Source organism: Dyella sp. (assembly GCF_036384435.1).
Taxonomy (GTDB): domain Bacteria; phylum Pseudomonadota; class Gammaproteobacteria; order Xanthomonadales; family Rhodanobacteraceae; genus GSA-30.
Genome location: NZ_DASVMI010000011.1, coordinates 1 through 18,828 on the forward strand (window position 1 = coordinate 1; position 18,828 = coordinate 18,828).

General features: G+C 61.4%; 22 protein-coding genes and 1 pseudogene. 11 read left to right on the forward strand and 12 right to left on the reverse strand.

Annotation, left to right across the window (positions count from 1 at the left end; translation table 11 throughout):
- Nucleotides 1–326: pseudogene (locus VF436_RS00930) on the forward strand (hypothetical protein); the annotation flags it as partial.
- A 268-nt stretch (nucleotides 327–594) separates the two neighbouring features.
- Here the strand turns inward: VF436_RS00930 and VF436_RS00935 are convergent.
- On the reverse strand, nucleotides 595–957 hold the full coding sequence (locus VF436_RS00935) for a hypothetical protein (RefSeq protein ID WP_330902087.1): 363 nt from the start codon (nucleotides 955–957) through the stop codon (nucleotides 595–597).
- Nucleotides 958–1,090: 133 nt separating this feature from the next.
- On the reverse strand, nucleotides 1,091–1,642 hold the full coding sequence (locus VF436_RS00940; protein ID WP_330902088.1) for an NUDIX hydrolase: 552 nt from the start codon (nucleotides 1,640–1,642) through the stop codon (nucleotides 1,091–1,093).
- A gap of 515 nt (nucleotides 1,643–2,157) precedes the next feature.
- Between VF436_RS00940 and VF436_RS00945 the strand changes: the two genes are divergently transcribed.
- Nucleotides 2,158–3,606, forward strand: coding sequence for a catalase (locus VF436_RS00945; RefSeq protein ID WP_330902107.1), 1,449 nt, complete (start codon nucleotides 2,158–2,160; stop codon nucleotides 3,604–3,606).
- 51 nt (nucleotides 3,607–3,657) lie between these two features.
- A complete protein-coding gene (locus VF436_RS00950) occupies nucleotides 3,658–4,311 on the forward strand; it encodes an ankyrin repeat domain-containing protein (RefSeq protein ID WP_330902089.1) in 654 nt (217 codons plus the stop codon).
- 229 nt (nucleotides 4,312–4,540) lie between these two features.
- On the opposite strand, the gene VF436_RS00955 is transcribed toward VF436_RS00950, so the two are convergent.
- From VF436_RS00955 to cdd, 3 genes are all read right to left on the reverse strand, one after another.
- On the reverse strand, nucleotides 4,541–5,437 hold the full coding sequence (locus VF436_RS00955) for a 5'-3' exonuclease (protein ID WP_330902090.1): 897 nt from the start codon (nucleotides 5,435–5,437) through the stop codon (nucleotides 4,541–4,543).
- Nucleotides 5,434–6,003 (reverse strand): nitroreductase family protein, encoded by a 570-nt coding sequence (locus VF436_RS00960; protein ID WP_414649791.1) that lies wholly within the window; start codon nucleotides 6,001–6,003, stop codon nucleotides 5,434–5,436. Before VF436_RS00960 ends, VF436_RS00955 begins: the two co-directional genes overlap by 4 nt.
- Before the next feature lie 61 nt (nucleotides 6,004–6,064).
- Nucleotides 6,065–6,484, reverse strand: coding sequence for a cytidine deaminase (cdd, locus tag VF436_RS00965; RefSeq protein WP_330902092.1), 420 nt, complete (start codon nucleotides 6,482–6,484; stop codon nucleotides 6,065–6,067).
- Between the two features lie 148 nt (nucleotides 6,485–6,632).
- Here cdd and VF436_RS00970 point away from each other — a divergent pair, with 148 nt between their 5' ends.
- On the forward strand, nucleotides 6,633–7,733 hold the full coding sequence (locus tag VF436_RS00970; protein ID WP_330902093.1) for an NAD(P) transhydrogenase subunit alpha: 1,101 nt from the start codon (nucleotides 6,633–6,635) through the stop codon (nucleotides 7,731–7,733).
- A 27-nt stretch (nucleotides 7,734–7,760) separates the two neighbouring features.
- Here VF436_RS00970 and VF436_RS00975 read toward each other — a convergent pair whose 3' ends face one another.
- Genes VF436_RS00975 through VF436_RS00985 form a run of 3 tightly spaced genes read right to left on the reverse strand, consistent with a single transcriptional unit; the run spans nucleotide 7,761 to nucleotide 9,303 of the window.
- Nucleotides 7,761–8,309 (reverse strand): DUF3106 domain-containing protein, encoded by a 549-nt coding sequence (locus VF436_RS00975; protein WP_330902094.1) that lies wholly within the window; start codon nucleotides 8,307–8,309, stop codon nucleotides 7,761–7,763.
- Nucleotides 8,310–8,311: 2 nt separating this feature from the next.
- Nucleotides 8,312–8,719 carry a hypothetical protein gene (locus VF436_RS00980; RefSeq protein ID WP_330902095.1) on the reverse strand — a complete coding sequence of 136 codons (408 nt, stop codon included), beginning with the start codon at nucleotides 8,717–8,719 and terminating at the stop codon, nucleotides 8,312–8,314.
- Complete coding sequence (locus VF436_RS00985; RefSeq protein ID WP_330902108.1) at nucleotides 8,716–9,303, reverse strand: RNA polymerase sigma factor; 588 nt, start codon at nucleotides 9,301–9,303, stop codon at nucleotides 8,716–8,718. Before VF436_RS00985 ends, VF436_RS00980 begins: the two co-directional genes overlap by 4 nt.
- Before the next feature lie 138 nt (nucleotides 9,304–9,441).
- Here VF436_RS00985 and VF436_RS00990 point away from each other — a divergent pair, with 138 nt between their 5' ends.
- Entirely contained in the window at nucleotides 9,442–9,759 is a 318-nt protein-coding gene (locus VF436_RS00990; RefSeq protein ID WP_330902096.1) for an NAD(P) transhydrogenase subunit alpha, read from the forward strand.
- Complete coding sequence (locus VF436_RS00995; RefSeq protein WP_330902097.1) at nucleotides 9,759–11,189, forward strand: NAD(P)(+) transhydrogenase (Re/Si-specific) subunit beta; 1,431 nt, start codon at nucleotides 9,759–9,761, stop codon at nucleotides 11,187–11,189. Before VF436_RS00990 ends, VF436_RS00995 begins: the two co-directional genes overlap by 1 nt.
- Here VF436_RS00995 and VF436_RS01000 read toward each other — a convergent pair.
- Nucleotides 11,186–11,632: a hypothetical protein gene (locus VF436_RS01000; protein WP_330902098.1), complete on the reverse strand. Its 447-nt coding sequence runs from the start codon at nucleotides 11,630–11,632 to the stop codon at nucleotides 11,186–11,188. The genes VF436_RS00995 and VF436_RS01000 overlap by 4 nt on opposite strands.
- Before the next feature lie 218 nt (nucleotides 11,633–11,850).
- On the opposite strand from VF436_RS01000, the gene sufT reads away from it, so the two are divergent.
- Both sufT and VF436_RS01010 read left to right on the forward strand, forming a co-directional pair.
- A complete protein-coding gene (gene sufT / locus VF436_RS01005; protein WP_330902099.1) occupies nucleotides 11,851–12,408 on the forward strand; it encodes a putative Fe-S cluster assembly protein SufT in 558 nt (185 codons plus the stop codon).
- 267 nt (nucleotides 12,409–12,675) lie between these two features.
- A complete protein-coding gene (locus tag VF436_RS01010; protein WP_330902100.1) occupies nucleotides 12,676–14,211 on the forward strand; it encodes a M4 family metallopeptidase in 1,536 nt (511 codons plus the stop codon).
- Nucleotides 14,212–14,305: 94 nt separating this feature from the next.
- Here the strand turns inward: VF436_RS01010 and VF436_RS01015 are convergent, their stop codons facing one another.
- Nucleotides 14,306–14,791, reverse strand: a complete 486-nt coding sequence (locus tag VF436_RS01015; RefSeq protein ID WP_330902101.1) for an asparaginase domain-containing protein — start codon at nucleotides 14,789–14,791, stop codon at nucleotides 14,306–14,308.
- 118 nt (nucleotides 14,792–14,909) lie between these two features.
- Here VF436_RS01015 and VF436_RS01020 point away from each other — a divergent pair, with 118 nt between their 5' ends.
- Both VF436_RS01020 and VF436_RS01025 read left to right on the forward strand, forming a co-directional pair.
- Nucleotides 14,910–16,547 (forward strand): acyl-CoA dehydrogenase family protein, encoded by a 1,638-nt coding sequence (locus VF436_RS01020; RefSeq protein WP_330902102.1) that lies wholly within the window; start codon nucleotides 14,910–14,912, stop codon nucleotides 16,545–16,547.
- Nucleotides 16,548–16,588: 41 nt separating this feature from the next.
- The gene (locus VF436_RS01025; protein WP_330902103.1) at nucleotides 16,589–17,374 is read left to right on the forward strand and encodes a thioesterase family protein; all 786 of its coding nucleotides are present in this window, start codon (nucleotides 16,589–16,591) and stop codon (nucleotides 17,372–17,374) included.
- A gap of 1 nt (nucleotide 17,375) precedes the next feature.
- Here VF436_RS01025 and VF436_RS01030 read toward each other — a convergent pair whose 3' ends face one another.
- Both VF436_RS01030 and wrbA read right to left on the reverse strand, forming a co-directional pair.
- Nucleotides 17,376–17,720: a DUF2069 domain-containing protein gene (locus tag VF436_RS01030; RefSeq protein WP_330902104.1), complete on the reverse strand. Its 345-nt coding sequence runs from the start codon at nucleotides 17,718–17,720 to the stop codon at nucleotides 17,376–17,378.
- Nucleotides 17,717–18,313 carry an NAD(P)H:quinone oxidoreductase gene (gene wrbA / locus VF436_RS01035; protein WP_330902105.1) on the reverse strand — a complete coding sequence of 199 codons (597 nt, stop codon included), beginning with the start codon at nucleotides 18,311–18,313 and terminating at the stop codon, nucleotides 17,717–17,719. Before wrbA ends, VF436_RS01030 begins: the two co-directional genes overlap by 4 nt.
- A gap of 98 nt (nucleotides 18,314–18,411) precedes the next feature.
- Between wrbA and VF436_RS01040 the strand changes: the two genes are divergently transcribed.
- Nucleotides 18,412–18,828, forward strand: a 417-nt coding sequence (locus tag VF436_RS01040; RefSeq protein ID WP_330902106.1) for a YihY family inner membrane protein, incomplete at its 3' end; no start/stop codon positions are given.

Genomic DNA, 18,828 nt, shown 5'->3' on the forward strand with positions numbered 1-18,828 from the left:
CGCAGCTGTCTCCGATGAACCCGACGTTCCAGCCGCCGAAGGACGTACCGCCGGTCGGGTCGCCAGCCTGGATGCGCTGGTTCCAGAACGAGATGGCCGGCGTGCCCTTCGACAAGGGTGCCAAGAGCACCGACTATAGCCTGCAAATGGCGGCCGGCATCGCCAACTTCTATGACTGGAAGTGCCAGCAGGGCGGTGTGTTCCTCCACGGCGGCAATGCCTGCGACAAGGCCAAGAACATCCACCTGAAGATGCTGCAATCGACCACGCCGGCGCAGAAGGTCTACAAGATCGAGCGCGATCCGGTGCTGGAGCAACTGCACTGAGGTTGGGTGGCGGGCCGGTACCCAGGGCCGGCCCGTTTCCTCCGGGGATGAGGGGCGAGCAGTGAGTAGCAAAGAGCTGGCAGTGAGCAGGCGGGCGTGAGGACGCGCTATCTCTCGACTGAGGCAAGCTCGCAGCTTGGCAATGCGCGTTCCCCACATCGCTGCTGGCGGACAGCGCCAAGACTTTCACCGGCACTCTTCGGTTCCAGGTGGACAAAAAAAGGCCCCGGAGTCCGGGGCCGAAGCTCGTTAACACCGAAACGTGTGCTTACCAGGTACGCACGTCGGTTACGCCGACGGTGTAGTTCTGCATATCGCTCTGGTAGCGGAAGAGGCGGCCCAGGTCGAATTCGACCGACTGGCCTGGGGCGATATTGGTGGTGCCGGCCGGCCAGCCTTGCTTGGCTTGCAGTACCTTGCCGTCGGCATCCTTGGCTTCGATCTTGACCTGCGCGGCAGCAGCCTCGGCGCAATGGTTGACCAACTGGCCGCTGAGGCTAAGGCGAACGCCCGAGCCCGACCCACTGGCCTTCATCTTGAAGTCCTGGATGGCGAAATCGGTGGACGAGCACGCGGCATGTGCCGCCAGCGGGGCCAGCAACAGGACGGCGGAAACGATGAGGCGCTTCATGGGGACTTCCTCCAAAGTCAAAGTGAAACCCGCAAGGGGGACATGGAGGAAATCGGCCGGGATGCCTGAAACTTTAGCGTCCCGTGCGCCAAGTTGCGTATAGCTGGCTCAAGTGGATGATCTTGATGAATTTTTAGGCGTTTTCGATGAACCAAAGGCCGGCAAATAGTTTAGGGTCGATGGAATAGCCTTCCTTGGCCCTGGCGAACAGCCAGGGGCCTGCTTCGGTGCGAGGCACTTCATGGACCGTGATGTTCTCGCTTTCATCGCCGCCTCCCGGGCCGACCCGGGTCAGCCCGAAGGCACGCACGAACGTGATCATTTCCGTGCTCATGCCCGATGAGGATGGCCCCATGTGAAGGAATTCCACGCGTTCGCAGCGATAGCCGGTTTCTTCTTCCAGTTCGCGACTGGCGGCGAGCAAGGCGCCTTCGTCAGCTTGATCGGCCAAGTCGCCGACCAGACCGGCCGGCATCTCGATCGTGCGCTGCTGAATGGCCACCCGATACTGCTCGACGAACAAAACGTTGTCGTCGGGCGTGACCGCCAGGATGATCACTGCGCCACCGGGATTGTTGCGTTCGACGTACTCCCAGCGGCCACGCTTGCGCAACGTCAGCCAGCGCCCCTGATGCAAGGTTTCAACGGGAGGCTGAGATTGCGATGGCGATGTGGTGTCGGTCATGGCGTGCTTTTTCGGTGGCTTGTCGCACCATGATGACTGCACGTCGTATTTTGATCAACGCGCAGAACGATGTGAGCGCCCATGTTTTCGGACGGATTCGATGCAATCGCGTTCTCCCGGGCGCGAGCAATTGATGGCCGATGCGCGCGTGCCGACTGTGTCGAGCAATGAGCCGAGAGCGCATGGGATGAGCGTCGTCGCGCAATCCGACAAGGCATCTCATGTCTGTGTTACGTACCTTGGATATCGTCAGCGTCCGTAAGATTGGCATGCTCTTGTGCGCCGCGCCAATATCGTGCCCTGTGTCACCTTATAGGGCGCACCTATCGCTCCCATCCCGACAATCAATTAGACACCTCATGTGCCTTGCTGGAGTAATGACCCGCGCTTTCGACGCGCTTCATTCTTACAAGGACATATTCGTGCAAACGAAAAAGACCCTGGCGGCAAAGACCGCACTCCTGCTGCTTCCCCTGAGTATCGCCTTTGCCGTGCAGGCCCAGGATGCCTCCCGCATGACCAGTGACGCGGGTATTCCCGTGGGCGATAACCAGAACTCCCAGACCGCGGGTCCAGACGGTCCTACGCTTCTGCAGGATTCCCGCTTGATCGAGAAGCTCCAGCGCTTCAATCGCGAGCGCATTCCCGAACGCGTGGTCCACGCGCGAGGTACAGGTGCTTTTGGTGTGTTTGAGCCATCGGCAGACATATCGGCGTTGAGCAAGGCCAAGGTGTTTACGCCGGGCACGAGTACGCCGGTGTTCGTGCGGTTTTCCACAGTGATGAACTATCGCGGTTCGCCGGAGCAGGCGCGCGATCCACGTGGTTTCGCGACCAAGTTCTACACCCAGGAAGGTAACTGGGACTTGGTGGGCAACAATCTTCCGATCTTCTTCATTCGCGATGCAATCAAGTTTCCTGATTTCGTGCATGCCAACAAACCCAGTGCCGTCACCGGTGTGCAGGATGCGAATCTGGCATTCGATTTCTTCGCGCATTCGCCCGAATCCACCGCGATGCTGACGCGTTTGTACTCGAACGAGGGCATGCCCGACAACTATCGCCACATGGATGGTTTTGGCGTGCATGCTTTCAAGATGGTCAATGCTCAGGGACAGGTGCACTACGTCAAGTTCCATTGGAAGAGCCAGCAGGGACTTCATAGCCTGCGCCCGCACGAAGTCAGCGCTTCGCTGGCTGCCGACTGGAACCACTACACGAATGACCTGTACGGAAACATTAAGTCGGGCAATCATCCGAAGTGGGATCTCTACATTCAGGTGCTCAATCCCGAGGATCTGGTGAAGTTCGACTTCAACGCGCTGGATGACACGAAGATCTGGCCGGATGTGCCAGAGCGGAAGATTGGCACCATGACGCTCAATCGCGTGCCGGACAACTACTTTGAAAGCACCGAAGAGTCAGCCTTCGCGCCATCGCGGATGGTGCCGGGTATCGAGGCGTCGGAAGATCGCATGCTGCAGGGCCGCCTGTTCGCCTATGCCGATACGCAGATCTACCGCCTGGGTGCCAACTACCTGAGCATTCCGGTCAACAAGCCGGCGGTCCCCGTGAACAATGGTGATCAGGATGGTGCCATGAGCATCAGTGGCCGTAAGGGCGATATCAACTTCGAGCCCTCCAGTCGTGCAACTGCGTTGGAGGACCACTCGGTCAAGCTGGTGCGTACTCCCTTATCGGGCACCACTCAGCAACAGGCCATTAAAAAGACGCGCAACTTCGTGCAGGCAGGTGAGTACTACCGTTCCCTGTCTGCGCAGGACAAGAGCGACTTGATTGTGGCGTTGAGCGCGGATTTGAATCATGTGACCGATGAGGCCAACAAGTACACGATGCTTTCGCATTTCTACAAGGCCGATGCCGATTATGGAACACGCCTGGCCAAGGCGACACATGCCGATCTTGGCAGGGTGAAATCCGGTGCCGAGCAATTGGTGGACTGAGTAACTTTGTCCTGCCGTTCCGGTCAGCTGGAACGGCAGGGGAGTAACGATATGAAACGCTTTTTGGAGCGCCGCGCCTTTCGTTATGGCACAGGACTGGTGGCGCTGGCCTTGCTGGTTTGTTCGGTATGGATGTTGTCTCCCGCCACGCGCCTGGCCGCAAGGCAGCCACGGCTGGCCGAGGTCCCTGGCAAGCAGCAGGGTGAATGGGTCGATGCGCATCGCTATGACAGCGAATGGTTCGACGCGGCGCGGGCTGGCCGTGTCGACATTCTCCAGGCATTGGCCGATGCGCATTATCCCATCGATACCGTCACGTCGCGGGGTTTCAGCGCCCTGATTCTTGCCGCATACAACGACAAGCCCGAGGCCGTGGCTTACCTGCTCGGCCAAGGAGTCGATGCATGCATCGGTGACAGCAATGGCAATACGGCGCTGATGGGAGCCCTCTACAAAGGCTACGGCGACGTAGCGCAGCAGTTGATGCAGACCCATTGCCCGATTGACCAGGCCAACCATGCGGGAGAAACGGCACTGTCATTCGCTGTGCTGTTTGGCCGTGTGCAGGCACTCACCGAACTGGTCAGGCGCGGTGCCGATCTCCATCATCTGGACAATCAGGGACAGACACCCATGGCGCTTGCGGATAAGCAAGGTAACGAAGCTTCGGCGGCGGCACTAAAACGGCTTGGCGCGACCCACTAGTTTACCGCCGGACGAGCCATGCCTCGTCCAGGCATCGTCTGCAATGATGTGGGTATATGTTGTTATTTCTTGAAGCAAAGCCGAGGCTGCTTGTGAGTCGTCAGGCGCTGGCTGATCACGCTTCTTTTTTGCCATGCTCGGTGTGACCACGCAGCGCATAGTAGGAAAGTTTCATCACACTGCTCGCGGTGCGGCTGGTGTAGGCTTCGGGTTGTGCGTGAGGATTTATTCAACCGCAAAGCAGGCGCAACCGACTGCGAGTCATAGGCCCGAAGCGAAGACGTTCGCAGAGTTCTTCCATGATGGTCCATTCGGGTTTGAGCCGCGCCAGCGCGGCCGGTTGTATCGGGACCGGTGCATCCAGCGCGATGCGGGTCAGACGGCGATAAAGACGCGCCACTTCTGCGTGCTCCTTCAATTTTACTGCGCACGAGACAGCACCTCGAATGCGCAGGAACGGTATTTCGTCCACGCGATCGAGCAATTCATCCAGGCTGCCGAAGTGCGCCAGCAGGGCTGCGGCGGTCTTTGCCCCGATGCCGGGTACGCCGGGAATGTTATCGACGGCATCGCCGCTCAGCGCGAGAAAGTCGGCGACCTGGTGCGGATGCACGCCAATCTTCTCGAAGACGCCGGCAGGGCCCCAGCGGAGGTTGCGCGCGTAATCCCATTGCTCGTCGTGTTCGCCGAGTAGTTGCCCGAAATCCTTGTCGGCTGACACGATGACGCCACGGAAATCGTGCGCACGCAGGCTCCATAGTGCACTGCCGATGAGGTCGTCGGCCTCGAAGCTGTGGTCGATCAGCACGGGAATGCCAAGGGCCTGGGTGATCTGGCGGCAGATAACGAATTGCCGCTCCAGGTCCGGTGGCGGCAATTCGCGATTGGCCTTGTACTTGGGATAGATCGCGTTGCGGAACGAAGTGGTCAGCGAGGCATCGAATGCCACCGCGACATGTTGCGGCCTGGTCTTTTCCAGCAGTTCGCACAGGAAGCGGGTGAATCCATGTACGGCATTGATCGGACGGCCATCGACGTCCTGGAATTCATCGGGCATCGAATGCCAGGCGCGGAAGACGTAGAGGCTTCCATCGACCAGATGGACCGTGGATTTGTCCGAAGTCATGGTGACCACGTGGACAGCAGGCTATCCAGTTCGGGGCGATCACGATCGGGAATATCGATGTCCGGCGTGCCGATGTGCACGAAGCCGACCAGTTGCTCGTGCTCGCCAAGGCCAAGCACGGCGGCGGCGTCGCGATCATAGGCGGCCCAGCCGGTCAGCCACTGCGCGCCGAAGCCCAGCGCATAGCTGCCCAGCAACAGATTGTGCGCGACGCAGCCGGCGGTGAGCTGCTGCTCCAGCGCTGGCACGGAACTTTCGGGACGCACGCAGGCAATCACGGCAACCACCAGCGGTGCGAAGGTGTAGCGGCGACGCTCTTTCTCTTGTTTGGACTCGGGAAGGTTCGGGTTGCGGCGCAGGGCAATCTCAGCAAGTTGTTCGCCAAAACGCAGTTTTGCCTCGCCGCGCAGCAGGACAAGCCGGAACGGTTCGAGCTTGCCATGATCGGGTACGCGGATGGCGGCCCTGAGCAGGCGGCGCAATGTGGCGTCGTCCGGCGCCGGTTCGCGCAGTTGGCGCGAAGGAGCAGAATGACGCTGTTCCAGGAGATCGAAGGCGCAAAGCATGACGTTACCTAAGGATGGTAAAGCCGTCATGCTAACAGCTCGTTTCCACCACGCCGGTGAATCAGGGCAGTTGGAAGGACCCGGGCAGTAGTTGGCCGACCGTGGTCGATTCGGTGTCGCCGACAAGGTTGGCCAGCAACACCGGCATGTCCGCGTCGCATAGCTCGGACATCACCTGGCGACAGGCGCCACAGGGCGTGATCGGGCGCGGTGTATCGCCGATCACGGCCAGTTGCGCAAAATCCCGTGGTTTGCATCCGGCCGCGATCGCGGCGAACAGCGCCGTGCGCTCGGCGCAATTGCACAAGCCATAAGATGCGTTTTCGACGTTGCATCCAGCAAAATGCCGGCCGTCGTGGGTTAGTAGCACCGCACCCACGCGAAACTTGGAATAGGGCGCGTAGGCCCGTTCACGCGCGGCAAGCGCCAGGGCCAGCAGTGGGGCGTGGGACGGTGTATCGATGGTCACTTGCACGGACATCGGTGGATCTCCAGCTCGTATCGCCCGCCGGGGTACCAATGCCTTGCGCGGTGGGTCAGTCTACTCCTGTCGGCGATGCTAGGGGCAAGCGTGACGAAGACCGCAAAGGCTCTATGATGCCGGCAGTTACCCGCAGGAGTCCCTTCAGATGCCGATCGTGATGGCTGCGTTGCGCGAAACTGCCTCCGGCGAGCGCCGGGTTGCGATAACGCCCGAGAGCGCCAGGAAGTTGGCCGCCAAGGGTGTCCGGGTGATGCTGGAGCACAACGCGGGGCAGGCTGCTGGTTTTCCGGACGTGGCCTATGCGGATGTCGCCTTTGGCGATCGCGGCGAGGTGCTGGCCCAGGCGGACCTACTGGCCTGCGTCTTACCGCCGGAGCCCACGATGTGGGCGGGCTTGCGATCCGGTTGTGTGGTCATGGGCCAATTGCGGCCGTATGGCGCGACGGAGCGTATCCAGGCGCTGGCGCAAAGCGGAGTGTCCGCTTTTGCCTTGGAACTGCTGCCGCGCACAACGCGTGCGCAGGCCATGGACGTGCTCAGCTCGCAGGCTGCGGTGGCCGGTTATCGCGCCATGCTGATCGCTGCCGAATCGGCACCTAAGTTCTTTCCTATGCTGACCACGGCTGCCGGCACGATCCGGCCCTCGCGCGTGCTGGTCATTGGTGCCGGGGTGGCTGGCTTGCAGGCGATTGCCACGGCTCGCAGGCTGGGTGCGCAGACCGAAGGCTACGATGTGCGGCCGGAGACGCGCGAGCAGGTCGAGTCGCTGGGGGCCAAGTTCATCGAGCTGGGAGTCAGCGCAGCCGGTAGCGGCGGTTATGCGCGCGAGCTATCCGAGCACGAACGCCAGGCGCAGCAGCAAGCCTTGGCCGAGCACCTGAAATCCGTGGACGTGGTGGTGACAACGGCGGCGGTGCCGGGGCGGCCCTCGCCCCAGATTCTCACCGCATCCATGGTGGCCGGCATGAAGCCAGGCGCGCTCATAGTGGATCTGGCGGCCGAGGGGGGCGGCAACTGTGAGCTGACGCGGCCTGGGGAGCGGGTGGAGCAGGGCGGTATCACCATTCTGGGCCCGCTGAATCTACCTGCCGGCGCACCGCTGCACGCATCGGAGATGTATGCGCGCAACGTCTTCAACTTCACCGAGCTGTTGTTCAAGGATGGTGCCTTGGCGCTGGACTTCAGCGACGACCTGATTGCCCGCAGTTGCGTGACGCACGCAGGACAGGTGAAGTTCGCCAACTAGGCTGCCGACGCCAGGTTAGGCGCCGGATCAGTGTCGTGGGCCGCCTGATGGATGGCCCATCATGCCCGGCGGGCGCATACCCGCGGGATGCAGGCCGCCATGCTGCTCCTGGAATTGTCGGATCAATTGTTCGCGACGATCCGGGGGCATCTGCTGGAAGCGCTTAAAGGCATTGTGCAACTGCTGGCGCTGTTCCGGCGGCAATTGCTGGAAGCGGCGCATGTTTTCCTTGGCCTGCTGGCGTTGTTCGGGCGACATCTGCTGCCACTGCGCGATGCGTTCGCGCACTTCTTCGCGCTGGTCCGGCGGCAGCTGGTTCCAGTGTTGGGCCCGTTCAAGCATGCGTTGCTGCCGCTCGGGGCGCATGTGATCCCATTGCTCGCCCATGGGAGCAAGCATTTCGCGCTCGGCAGGCGACAGGGAGTTCCACGGACGCGATGGCGGGGCCGGACCACTCGGCGCAGGACCTCCCATCGGCGGCAATCCGGGCGGCTCCGATTGAGCCCACACGGGAGCCGCCATGCCTGATATCAACGCGATCAGGCATAGCAGGGGTACGAGGCAACGCAGTGGCATGCTCAGCGATTGCCCGGCGAAGAAGTGTTGTTCGAGGCCAGCCAGCCGTAGAAATCGAGGTTCTGATACATGCTCGGATCGCCGCTGTCCGGATCCGGCGGAAGGTCCATGTCGCTGTCAGCCACTCGGGCGGCCACGCTTTGCGGTTGCAGGGCGTCGCTGCCACGGTTCTGCATCGGCGACCAGGCCATCAATACGGCAAGGGCCACGGCGGCCAGCGCCCCGGTGGGCAGCAACACGTGCAGGCCTCGGGTCTGCCTGGACGTGCGTGTGGCCTCCAGAGCCGTGCGACGGGCCGCACGCAAACGACCGGCGGTGACCGGGTCGATGCGGTGGGTGGATTCCCGATATAGCGCGCGGGCGCGACGTTCGAGATTCCGGTTGTCGATGGAATGCTGTGGCGCGTTCATCGCCATTCCTCCAATTGATCGCGCAGATGCTGCATCGCGCGCGACAGGTGGGTTTTCACGCTGCCCTCGGAACAACCCATGGCCTGGGCTGTCTCGGCCACGTCCAGGCCTTCCAGCACGCGCAGCATGAATGCCTCGCGCTGGCGCTGTGGCAGTTTTTTCACGGCTGCCGCCATGTCCGCATAAGACTGTGCATCCTGCAGCCGGTCCAATGGTCCCGGACCGTTGTCGGCCGGATCCCAGATGGGTAGGTCGTCGCCGTCGTCGTCCCGGCCACCACCGAGCCAGCCAACCATGATCGAACGCACCTTGCGCCGGCGCTGCAGATCCACGATGCGACGCCGCAAGATGCCCCAGAACAGCGGCGTCCATTCCTGTGCGGGTTTGTCCCGATAATGCTTGACCAGACGCAGCATGGCGTCCTGGACGGCATCCAGGGCATCCTCGCGGTTGCCCAGGTTCAGCTCGGCCAGGCGAAAAGCGCGTCGTTCGATATAGCTCAGGAATGCGTCCAGCGTCGCCGGTGCCGCAACGGCATCGTCGGCCAGCAGGTCCGTATCGAGAGTGGAGACCACGCTGTTCATGGCGTCGTCGTCCGCGTCGCCGGATCGCGCATCCTGAGACTCCATCGGTTCGTCTCCCGACATCAACGCAGCAGGCTCGCGCGGGTTGACCCGCCACCGTATGATGCCCCCCAGGCGAGGGTCAGGCACGGAGGGGTCATGATCGACGGTTTTCTTGCGCTGTATATCTTCATGCTCGCGGCGTTCACCGGGTACGAGATCATCGCGAGGGTCCCGGTGATCCTGCACACACCCCTGATGTCTGGATCGAACTTCATCCACGGCATTGTGCTGGTCGGGGCCATGATTGCGCTAGGCCATGCCGAAACTTCATTCGAAATCGCGATAGGTTTCGTTGGCGTCCTGCTGGGGGCCGGTAACGCAGCCGGTGGCTACGTCGTCACCGAACGGATGCTGGAAATGTTCAAGAGCAGCCGTCCCGGGGGCGCTGGCCCCCACGGTAAGGAGGGCGGCTGATGGCCTTGCTGCCTGTGGCGATCAAGGCCTGTTATTTCCTCGCGGCCCTGCTGTTCATTCTCGGTCTCAAGCGCATGAGTTCGCCTCGTACGGCGCGCGGTGGGGTAGTTTGGGCGGGTGTGGGCATGCTGTTGGCCGTCCTCGCGACCCTGGCGTTGCCGGAGATGCGCCACCGCGGGCTGATCCTGGTCGCCGTCCTGATTGGCGTGGCAGCGGCCTGGTGGTCTGGCCGGCGGGTGGCGATGACAGCCATGCCCCAGATGGTGGCGCTCTACAACGGCATGGGCGGAGGAGCTGCTGCAGCTATTGGAGCAGCTGAGCTCGCCAGCCAGGCTGGACAGACCGTTGTCCTTCTCGGTGGCGGTCGCTTTACCGCCGATGGTGCAGCGGCGGTGCCCACGGTGCAGCTTGCCCTGGCGGTATGGGGGGCGTTGATCGGTGCGATCAGTTTCTCCGGTTCACTGATTGCCTTTGCCAAGCTTCAGGGCTGGCTGGACAGCCGGTTCGTCTTCCCCGCACAAAGGGCGATCAACATGTTGGTCCTGGCCGGCGCGGTAGTAGCCGGCTCGATGCTGGTTGCCGGGCATCCGGGCATGCCGCTGATCGCAGCGTTTTTCGTGCTGGCTTTGTTGTTCGGCCTGATGATGACCTTGCCGATCGGTGGGGCGGACATGCCCGTGGTGATCTCACTTTACAACGCGTTCACCGGGTTAGCTGTTGCGTTTGAGGGCTTCGTCTTGCAGAACGAGGCCATGATCATTGCCGGCACCGTGGTCGGAGCCGCGGGAACCTTATTGACCCAGCTGATGGCCAAGGCAATGAATCGGTCATTGGGTAACGTGCTGTTCGGCAATTTTGGCGCCGGTAGCGGCGCAGCCCAGGCGATCGAGGGCGCCCAGAAGCCGATCGACGCGGCCGATGCGGCAGTGATGATGGCGTACGCCGAACGTGTGGTGATCGTTCCCGGTTATGGCATGGCCGTGGCTCAGGCTCAGCACAAGGTATGGGAATTCGCGCAAGGACTTATTGCGCGCGGGGTCAAGGTGAAATTCGCCATCCATCCGGTTGCCGGCCGCATGCCGGGGCATATGAACGTGCTGCTGGCCGAGGCTGGTGTGCCCTATGACCTCATCGCAGATATGGAAGACATCAATCCGGAGTTTCCCGCCACGGATGTGGCCCTGGTGATCGGTGCCAACGATGTGGTCAATCCACTGGCTAAGACTGATCCGGCGTCGCCCATCTACGGCATGCCGATACTGGATGTGGCCGATGCGCGGCACGTCATCGTGGTCAAGCGAGGCAAAGGCACCGGATTTGCTGGCATCGAGAATGCGCTTTTCTACGCGGACAACGCCCGGATGCTCTATGGCGACGGACAAGCCGCCGCGGCGGCGCTGGTGACGGAGCTCAAGTCGCTCGACGCCTAACTGGCGGCAGGAGGGTAGGCGCGCGAGCTCGGCGCTGCCGCGTATGCGGCTACGACAATGCCCGCCACGTACCAAGCCAGTTCCAGGCCGGTGAAGTTCATCCGCGTGATGCTCATGAGCATGCCCAGGCCAGAGATGCGCAGGGCATCGATGAATTCCATGCCGACCGCGCTGGCAACTCTGGCGCCGGTGAGCAGAATGCATTGGTAGAGACAGGCCAGCAGCGTCACTGCTGCGGCCAGCACCTGCGTGGCCGCGCCGCCGCTGGGATATACCCAGGCACGAACGGTCCGGCCCAGTATCCAGCCGATCGGCAATGCCAGCCAGGGCATGAAGCGACCTGAATAAAGAGTGGGAAGCAGCCAGACGGCGCCGGCTGCCAACCCGATCATCGCCGCGCAAATCAGAATAAACAGGCGGCTGAGGATGCGCGGCGCGGTCATGCGCGCAGCCGATCCGTGGCAAGGGCACTGGGCGTAACGGTGGCTGACATCCGGCTGTCCTGGGGCAAAACGTGCATCATAGCCTGACGGGACGATGGCTGGGCGCGGCCAGGGCTTGAGAATGACTGATCTGGCCCGATCTGCCCTCACAGGGCGCATAATAAGCGGCCCGCGCGGCAGTTGACCGCGATTTCATGAGTGCAATTGGCAGGGTCGGCATGAGCGGTTTCAGTCTTAGCAGTGAACCTTTCACCTTGGAGCGTGACTGCGCGGCGATCATGGTGCCGCAAGGTGAACCCGTGGTCCTGCCCGCCGGTCAGGTCGGCTACATCACCCAGGCCCTGGGCGGCAGTTTCACGGTATACGTGGAAGGCAATCTGTTTCGTATCGCGGGCAATGACGCCGATGCCCTGGGCAAGGAGCCGCCGCCGCCACTGGAACTGGCTGAGGATGCATCCGATGCCGATGTCGAGAAGCTGGTATGGCAACAGCTACGCACGGTGTTCGATCCGGAGATCCCGATCAACGTGGTGGAGTTGGGTCTGGTCTACGACGTGGGTGTAGAGGCGCTTGCCGAAGGCCAGCGCAAGGTCTATGTCAAGATGACGTTGACGGCGCCCGGTTGTGGCATGGGCGATATCCTGGTCGATGATGCGCGCACCAAGCTGGAACTGGTGCCGACTGTGGGCGAAGCGGATGTGGACCTGGTGTTCGATCCACCGTGGAATCACTCGATGATGTCCGATGCTGCCAAGCTCGAAACGGGCATGCTTTGATACGCAAGCTGCATTGATCGATTTGCATGAGGTTTCAACGTGGCGCCCATGAGCCGCGGGCATGGTGCGCCTGGATGCATCATTCTTTAGCCATGTCATCTTCGAACAACATGTCGTTGCTCCTTGGCATTGGCTGGCGTGCTCCCCGGGATGACCGGGATTGTCGGCACACGACGGTACTCGGATGCCACACCTTCAAATAGCTTGTGTCGGCGCGTGTCTCCTGGAGGAGGCGCGTGGCATCAATGAGCTATGGAAGGAATCTTGATGAACAATCCGTTGAATATGTCGCGTATGCGGCTCAGCCTTATCATCCCGCTGCTGCTCGCAAGCACGGCTTCTTGGGCGGCTACGCGTGTGCCAGTCGAATTGCCGGCATTCAAAAGGGCATCGTTATCATCATCACCGCAAGTGCACCAACTGAGTGCCGCCATGGCTCTTGGGGCTGCAACGGAACTCAAGGTGGAGCGAGAAGCCCCCACCAAGCATGGTACGCGCCGTTTGCGCATGCAGCAGTATTGGCATGGGGTGCCTGTCTTTGGAGCCGTTGCCACCATCGAGGCCGGCGATAAAGACACCATGCTTGCCGCCCAGGGCGGATTCTACAGAGATGTATCTGCCGATCTGGTCGATGCCACCCCGCGTCTGAGCAAGGATGACGTCCGGCAATTATGGCGTCAGGCAAATGGAGTCGACCGTGACCAGGTCGAGAACCGGGACGTGACACTCTACGTCTTCCCTCAGGCTAATGCGCCAGCGCGACTGGTCTACCTGGTATCTCATTTCTCGCCAGGTACCAGGCCTACGGCTTTCATTGACGCGAACTCTGGCGAAATTCTCAAACGTTGGGAAGGGCTGACGCACGCTGAGGAAACTATCGAATCCATGGGCCCAGGCGGTAACGCGAAAACGGGTCGATATACGTACGGTGTTGACCGGCCTGCATTGCAAGTGTCGCAACGTGGCACTTCATGCACTACGATCACGCCGGAGGTGTCGACTTTTCACGCGCACAATACCGGCAGCATCAATTTTTCGCGTCGGCCAACGATCAGCGACTGGATATTCCCCTGCGGCATGAGCCAGGGCGATGAAGTCAATGGCGGATTCGGTCCCATAAATGATGCGCATCATTTTGGTGGCGTAGTTTTCAACATGTATCGTGGCCTGCTCGATACCAGGCCTTTGAAAGATTCACTTCGGCTTGTCGTGCATGTGGGCAGGGGCGAAGGGAATGCATCCTGGAATGGGCGCGACATGTGGTTTGGTGACGGTGATTCCGTATATTACCCGGTGGTCAGCCTGGATGTGATAGCGCACGAGGTAAGTCACGGCTTTACTGAGCAGAATTCGGGACTTGTCTACCATGGCCAATCTGGGGGTATGAATGAGGCCTTCTCCGATATGGCTGGAGAGATGGCCAAATGGTTCGATACGGGCAGCAACGATTTCATGGCCGGGGGTAGCGTGTTCAAAGAGCCTTCTGCAGCCCTCAGGTACCTGTGCGAGCCGACCCGCGACGGCCAGTCGATCGACCACACAAGCCGGTATCACAGTAGTCTGGATGTGCACTATTCCAGCGGCATTTATAACAAGGCATTTTGCCTTCTGTCGCAAAGCCAGGGATGGGATGTCAAAAACGCCTTCCTGGCTTTTGCCCGGGCCAACCAGTTGTACTGGGCGCCCGATGAAACATTCGATAGGGGCGCGTGCGGTGTGCAGTCGGCCGCCAAGGATCTTGACCTGAACGAAGCGGGTGTGATTGCGGCATTTGATGCCGTGGGAGTGACTTGCAGGCGTTGACGACTGGGCCATCAGATACCGGGGGCCAGTCCTCCGGTACTCTGATCCTGTCGATCAGGCTTGAGTCAAACAAAAAAGTCGAAAGAGCGCTGTATCAAGCTTCCTCGAAGCGATTGGCATCCCGGTTCTTGCGCACCTTGGAGGGGTCCCACACGCGGCCGTTCATGGTGATGTAGACCCCGTCGGGTAGTGTCTGTACGGCGGCAACAGCACAGCCGACGTTGAATACAGCATCCGACCCCTGGAAACGCGCGGGGTTGAGTGCGCCGGTCAGCACGATCACCTTGCCCTTGATCTGGGCCAGTTCCCGCGCAGTGTCGACCATGGTGTCGGTGCCATGCGTCACCAGGACATGCCGATGCGGTTGCGCCTCGATGGTCGAACGGATCAGGCTGCGGTCCTCGGCACCCATGTGCAGGCTGTCCTTGCGCAGGATTGGAATCACATCAAACTGAAATGCGACGCCCAGTTGGCTGAGGATCTCGCCGATCTGCGGTGCCCCGATCTTGTAGTCCGACTTATCATCGAAGTAGATCTTGTCGATCGTGCCGCCGGTGGTGACGATGGTCAGGTGCTGCATGGGCGAGTATCCAGGGGAGGGAAAGCATGGTTATTTTAGCCGGACCGCTGGTGCTTTGCTTGCCAGCCGCGTGCAATCGTGGAAACTCGGGCATCGCCCGTAGCTTCGAGAGTCTGTGATGAACTTCCATCAGTACGCCGAAACGCACGAAGTGACCAACCAGGTGCCCCCGTTGGAAGGGACCAATCTCTACCGACATGACCTGCCCTTGCAGGCCTGGTCTCAGCGCTTCGGCGTCACCGACACCGATGCGCTGCAGCATTATGGTGCACTGGCTGGCGGCCCGCTGATGGCAGCCGGCTTTCTGGCCAATGAAAACAAGCCGGTTTTCAAGAGCCACGATCGCTACGGACACCGCATCGACCTGGTGGAATTTCACCCGGCCTATCACGAGCTCATGCGCACGGCGATCGAACATGGCCTGGTAGCGATGCCCTGGGATGGCTCGCGTGCGGCCGGGCATGTGACGCGCGCCAGTCTTTACTATCTGCACGCCCAGGCAGAAATCGGCAGCGGCTGCCCCTTGACCATGACGTGCGCAAGCGTGCCGGCGCTGCGACTGGAGCCAGCTGTCGGCGATCTATGGCTGCCAAAGATATTGACCCGCCAATACGACCCACGCAACGTGTCGATGGAGCAGAAGGCTGGTCTGACTATTGGCATGGCGATGACCGAAAAGCAGGGTGGCACGGACGTGCGCGCCAATACGACCCGGGCTTATCCGGTGGGAGCACCGGGGCGCGGCGAGCCTTATGAACTGGTCGGTCACAAATGGTTCTGCTCGGCTCCGATGTGCGATGGCTTCCTCGCGTTGGCCCAGACTGAAAAAGGGCTGAGCTGCTTCCTGTTGCCACGGCATCGCCCCGATGGTACGCGCAACCAGTTCTACATCCAGCGACTGAAGAACAAGCTGGGCAACGGCTCCAATGCATCCAGTGAGGTGGAATTCCGCGGCGCGTTGGCCTGGATGGTGGGCGAGGAGGGGCGTGGTGTACCCACGATCATCGAGATGGTTTCGATGACGCGTTTCGATTGCATGCTCGGGTCCAGCGCGTTGATGCGACAGGCGCTGACGCAGGCCGTGCATCATTGCAATCATCGCAAGGTAGGCGGCCAGCTTCTGCGTGATGCACCGCTGATGCAGAACGTGCTGGCCGACTTGGCACTGGAGAGCGAAGCCGCGTTGGCGTTGACCATGCGCATGGGCTATGCGCTCGATCACGCAGCCGACGAGCGCGAGCATCGCTTCGCGCGCCTGGTGACGGCGGTAGGCAAATACTGGATATGCAAACGTGCCCCGGCGATGATAAACGAGGCATCCGAATGCCTCGGCGGTGCCGGCTACGTGGAAGAGACCATCTTGCCGCGCCTGTATCGCGAGGCTCCGGTCAATTCCATCTGGGAAGGTTCGGGCAACGTGCAATGCCTGGATGTGCTGCGCGCCCTGGCCAAGGAGCCGGGCGTTGCCGATGTCCTGTTCGACGTGCTTGACGAAGGGCGAGGCGATCGTCGCCTTGGTGCGAGGGTAGAACGTTTGAAACAATCGCTGCACGATCCTGACGATGCGATGTATCGCGCACGCCAGATCACGCAGGATATGGCGCTGGCATTGCAGGCGCGCTTGTTGCTCGATGCTGGCGACAGCGCGGTTTCCGACGCGTTCATTGCCAGTCGCCTGGAAGGCGACGGGCGTGTTTACGGTATCTTGCCCAGGGGTACGGATGCGCGCGCCTTACTCGGTCGCGCGTGGCAGTGACTGCGCTATCGTTGGCCGGTCAACCAGCGAGAGGGAAAGATATGCGGTTCAGTGAAGTAATGCGCGGCGTGGTGCGCGATGGCGAAGGCTGGTCGGCACAATTTGGCGATGACTGGCTGCAAGGACGAAGCGCCTTCGGTGGATTGCAGGCTGCCATGGTCGTGCGCGCGCTACGCCAACAAGTGCCGGAACATCTGCCTTTGCGAACGCTGCAAGTGACGTTTCTCGCGCCGGTTCCTGCCGGGGCGGTGCGTATCCACACGCAACTGTTGCGGGAGGGCAAGAACACCTTGCAATGGGAAGGACGCATCGTTGCCGATGGGCAGACACTATGTCTGGTCATCGCCATCTTCGGTGCGGCGCGCGAGTCGAGCATTCACCGTTTGCCGCCGTTCGAATCGGTGGAGGTGCCGGCCAGTTCCACGGTGTTCCCGTTCATTCCCGGGTTGACGCCGGAATTCACCCAGCATTTTTCGGCTCGCTGGTTGCGCGGGGATCTGCCGTACTCAGGGGGGGCTGACAACAGTAGCGTCGTGGCGTTGAACCTGAAGGACGAGGGCCCTGTCGACGAGACGCAGATCATCGCGTTCGCCGACTTCATTCCACCGCTGGCGCTTTCGATGTTGCGTAAGCCCACGCCTGGCAGTTCGCTGACCTGGATGCTGGAATTGCTGACCCATCGACGCGACCTGCCGTGTGAAGGTTGGCGCGTGGATGCGCAACTGGATGCCGCAGTGGACGGCTATACCAGCCAGGGTTTGACGCTCTGGGGGCCCGGCGGTGTGCCGGTGGCCCTGGGGCGCCAAAGCATGGTGGTTTTCGGCTGAGTCAGGTCTGGCGCTTGCGACGCACGCCAGCGCCCAGGGCTCCGATCAGCAGCAGCGTCAGCGCTACTTCAAGCAGCGCCAGCCAGCGCTCGCCGCTGGCGCTCCAGGCTTCGGCGATGCCATGACAGAAGTAGAACAGACTAAGAATGCCGGTCCACAACAGGGCGCGGCGCACGTTCGGCAGGGAAAACAGCGGTAGCAACAAGGGCAATACCGTCAGCAGCATGACCAGCCACAGTGGCATGGTGGCCGGAGGGAATAGCCACAGGTACCAGGCCAGTTGCAGTCCCAACAGGACCGCCCAGGCCGCCAGACCCACGCGATACGTGGTGGTGATGGCGCTCATGCGGCCAGCTTGCGTGCGGTGTCGGCCAATCGGCGGCCGAGCGCACGAGCCAGTTCACGCTCGTGCTCGCTGATGGGGCGATCACCCTGGGCGCCGGCCACGTGGCTGGCACCGTAAGGCGTGCCGCCCGTTTGCGTCGCGCTGAGCGCGGCCTCGGTGTAGGGCAAGCCGACCAGGAGCATGCCGTGGTGAAGCAGGGGCAGCGCCATGCTCAGCAGGGTCGACTCCTGGCCGCCGTGCATGCTGCTCGTGGAGGTGAATAGGGCGGCGGGCTTGCCGGCCAGGGCGCCATTGGCCCATTCGGTACCGGTGGAGTCGAGAAAATATTTCATCGGCGCGGCCATGTTGCCGAAACGGGTCGGGCTGCCTAGCGCAAGGCCTGCGCAATCCACCAGATCCTGGCGCAATGCATAGGGTGCGCCTGCTTCCGGTTCGGGCGGCTGCGCCACTTCGGTGATCGGCGCGACGGGAGGTACCTGGCGCAGACGCGCCCGCATGCCGGGCACTTCTTCCACGCCACGGGCGATTAGTCGCGCCAACTGGGCTACATGGCCATAGCGGCTGTAATAGAGCACAAGGATCTCGTTACTCATGAGGCGGGTCGCGGCCTTGGGGCATTCAGTGGCAATGCGGTAGTGTACCGGCCGATACCGTCCGATGGCCTGGTGTGACGGCTTGAGAAGGATTTTTCATGGCTTTTCGTTTCGACCGCGCTCGCGTTTTCAGCTTTTGCCGCTTTATGTGGCATCGCTTCGTGGACGACAAATGTTTCGAAACCGCCGGTGCCCTGTCCTACACCACGCTGGTATCGCTGGTACCTCTTACGGTGGCCGTGCTGACCGTGTTCGCCGCGTTCCCCATGTTCGAGGGCGCGCGCGAGACACTCATGGATTTTGTATTCAAGAACTTCGTGCCAACCGCTGGCGATGAAGTGCAGAAAGCCTTGCAGGGCTTTGCCGATAACGCGCGTGGCCTGACCGGGATCAGCATCCTGGTGATGCTGTTCAGCGCGATCTCGATGATGATCAGCATCGAGGAACGCCTTAACCGGGTATGGCGTGTGCAGCGCGCGCGTCCATGGGTGTCGCGCATTCTTTTGTATTGGGCC

Excerpts from the sequence above, each read along its gene's own strand:
- VF436_RS01010 (WP_330902100.1), top strand. The coding sequence starts at position 12,676 with ATGAACAATCCGTTGAATATGTCGCGTATGCGGCTCAGCCTTATCATC.
- VF436_RS00970 (WP_330902093.1), top strand. The coding sequence starts at position 6,633 with ATGCCGATCGTGATGGCTGCGTTGCGCGAAACTGCCTCCGGCGAGCGC.
- VF436_RS00975 (WP_330902094.1), bottom strand. The coding sequence starts at position 8,309 with ATGCCACTGCGTTGCCTCGTACCCCTGCTATGCCTGATCGCGTTGATA.
- cdd (WP_330902092.1), bottom strand. The coding sequence starts at position 6,484 with ATGTCCGTGCAAGTGACCATCGATACACCGTCCCACGCCCCACTGCTG.
- VF436_RS01015 (WP_330902101.1), bottom strand. The coding sequence starts at position 14,791 with ATGCAGCACCTGACCATCGTCACCACCGGCGGCACGATCGACAAGATC.
- VF436_RS01020 (WP_330902102.1), top strand. The coding sequence starts at position 14,910 with ATGAACTTCCATCAGTACGCCGAAACGCACGAAGTGACCAACCAGGTG.
- sufT (WP_330902099.1), top strand. The coding sequence starts at position 11,851 with ATGAGCGGTTTCAGTCTTAGCAGTGAACCTTTCACCTTGGAGCGTGAC.
- VF436_RS00940 (WP_330902088.1), bottom strand. The coding sequence starts at position 1,642 with ATGACCGACACCACATCGCCATCGCAATCTCAGCCTCCCGTTGAAACC.
- VF436_RS01030 (WP_330902104.1), bottom strand. The coding sequence starts at position 17,720 with ATGAGCGCCATCACCACCACGTATCGCGTGGGTCTGGCGGCCTGGGCG.
- VF436_RS01000 (WP_330902098.1), bottom strand. The coding sequence starts at position 11,632 with ATGACCGCGCCGCGCATCCTCAGCCGCCTGTTTATTCTGATTTGCGCG.
- VF436_RS00960 (WP_414649791.1), bottom strand. The coding sequence starts at position 6,003 with ATGCTTTGCGCCTTCGATCTCCTGGAACAGCGTCATTCTGCTCCTTCG.
- VF436_RS00955 (WP_330902090.1), bottom strand. The coding sequence starts at position 5,437 with ATGACTTCGGACAAATCCACGGTCCATCTGGTCGATGGAAGCCTCTAC.
- VF436_RS01025 (WP_330902103.1), top strand. The coding sequence starts at position 16,589 with ATGCGGTTCAGTGAAGTAATGCGCGGCGTGGTGCGCGATGGCGAAGGC.
- VF436_RS00935 (WP_330902087.1), bottom strand. The coding sequence starts at position 957 with ATGAAGCGCCTCATCGTTTCCGCCGTCCTGTTGCTGGCCCCGCTGGCG.
- VF436_RS00950 (WP_330902089.1), top strand. The coding sequence starts at position 3,658 with ATGAAACGCTTTTTGGAGCGCCGCGCCTTTCGTTATGGCACAGGACTG.
- wrbA (WP_330902105.1), bottom strand. The coding sequence starts at position 18,313 with ATGAGTAACGAGATCCTTGTGCTCTATTACAGCCGCTATGGCCATGTA.
- VF436_RS00980 (WP_330902095.1), bottom strand. The coding sequence starts at position 8,719 with ATGAACGCGCCACAGCATTCCATCGACAACCGGAATCTCGAACGTCGC.
- VF436_RS00945 (WP_330902107.1), top strand. The coding sequence starts at position 2,158 with ATGACCAGTGACGCGGGTATTCCCGTGGGCGATAACCAGAACTCCCAG.
- VF436_RS00985 (WP_330902108.1), bottom strand. The coding sequence starts at position 9,303 with ATGAACAGCGTGGTCTCCACTCTCGATACGGACCTGCTGGCCGACGAT.
- VF436_RS00990 (WP_330902096.1), top strand. The coding sequence starts at position 9,442 with ATGATCGACGGTTTTCTTGCGCTGTATATCTTCATGCTCGCGGCGTTC.
- VF436_RS00995 (WP_330902097.1), top strand. The coding sequence starts at position 9,759 with ATGGCCTTGCTGCCTGTGGCGATCAAGGCCTGTTATTTCCTCGCGGCC.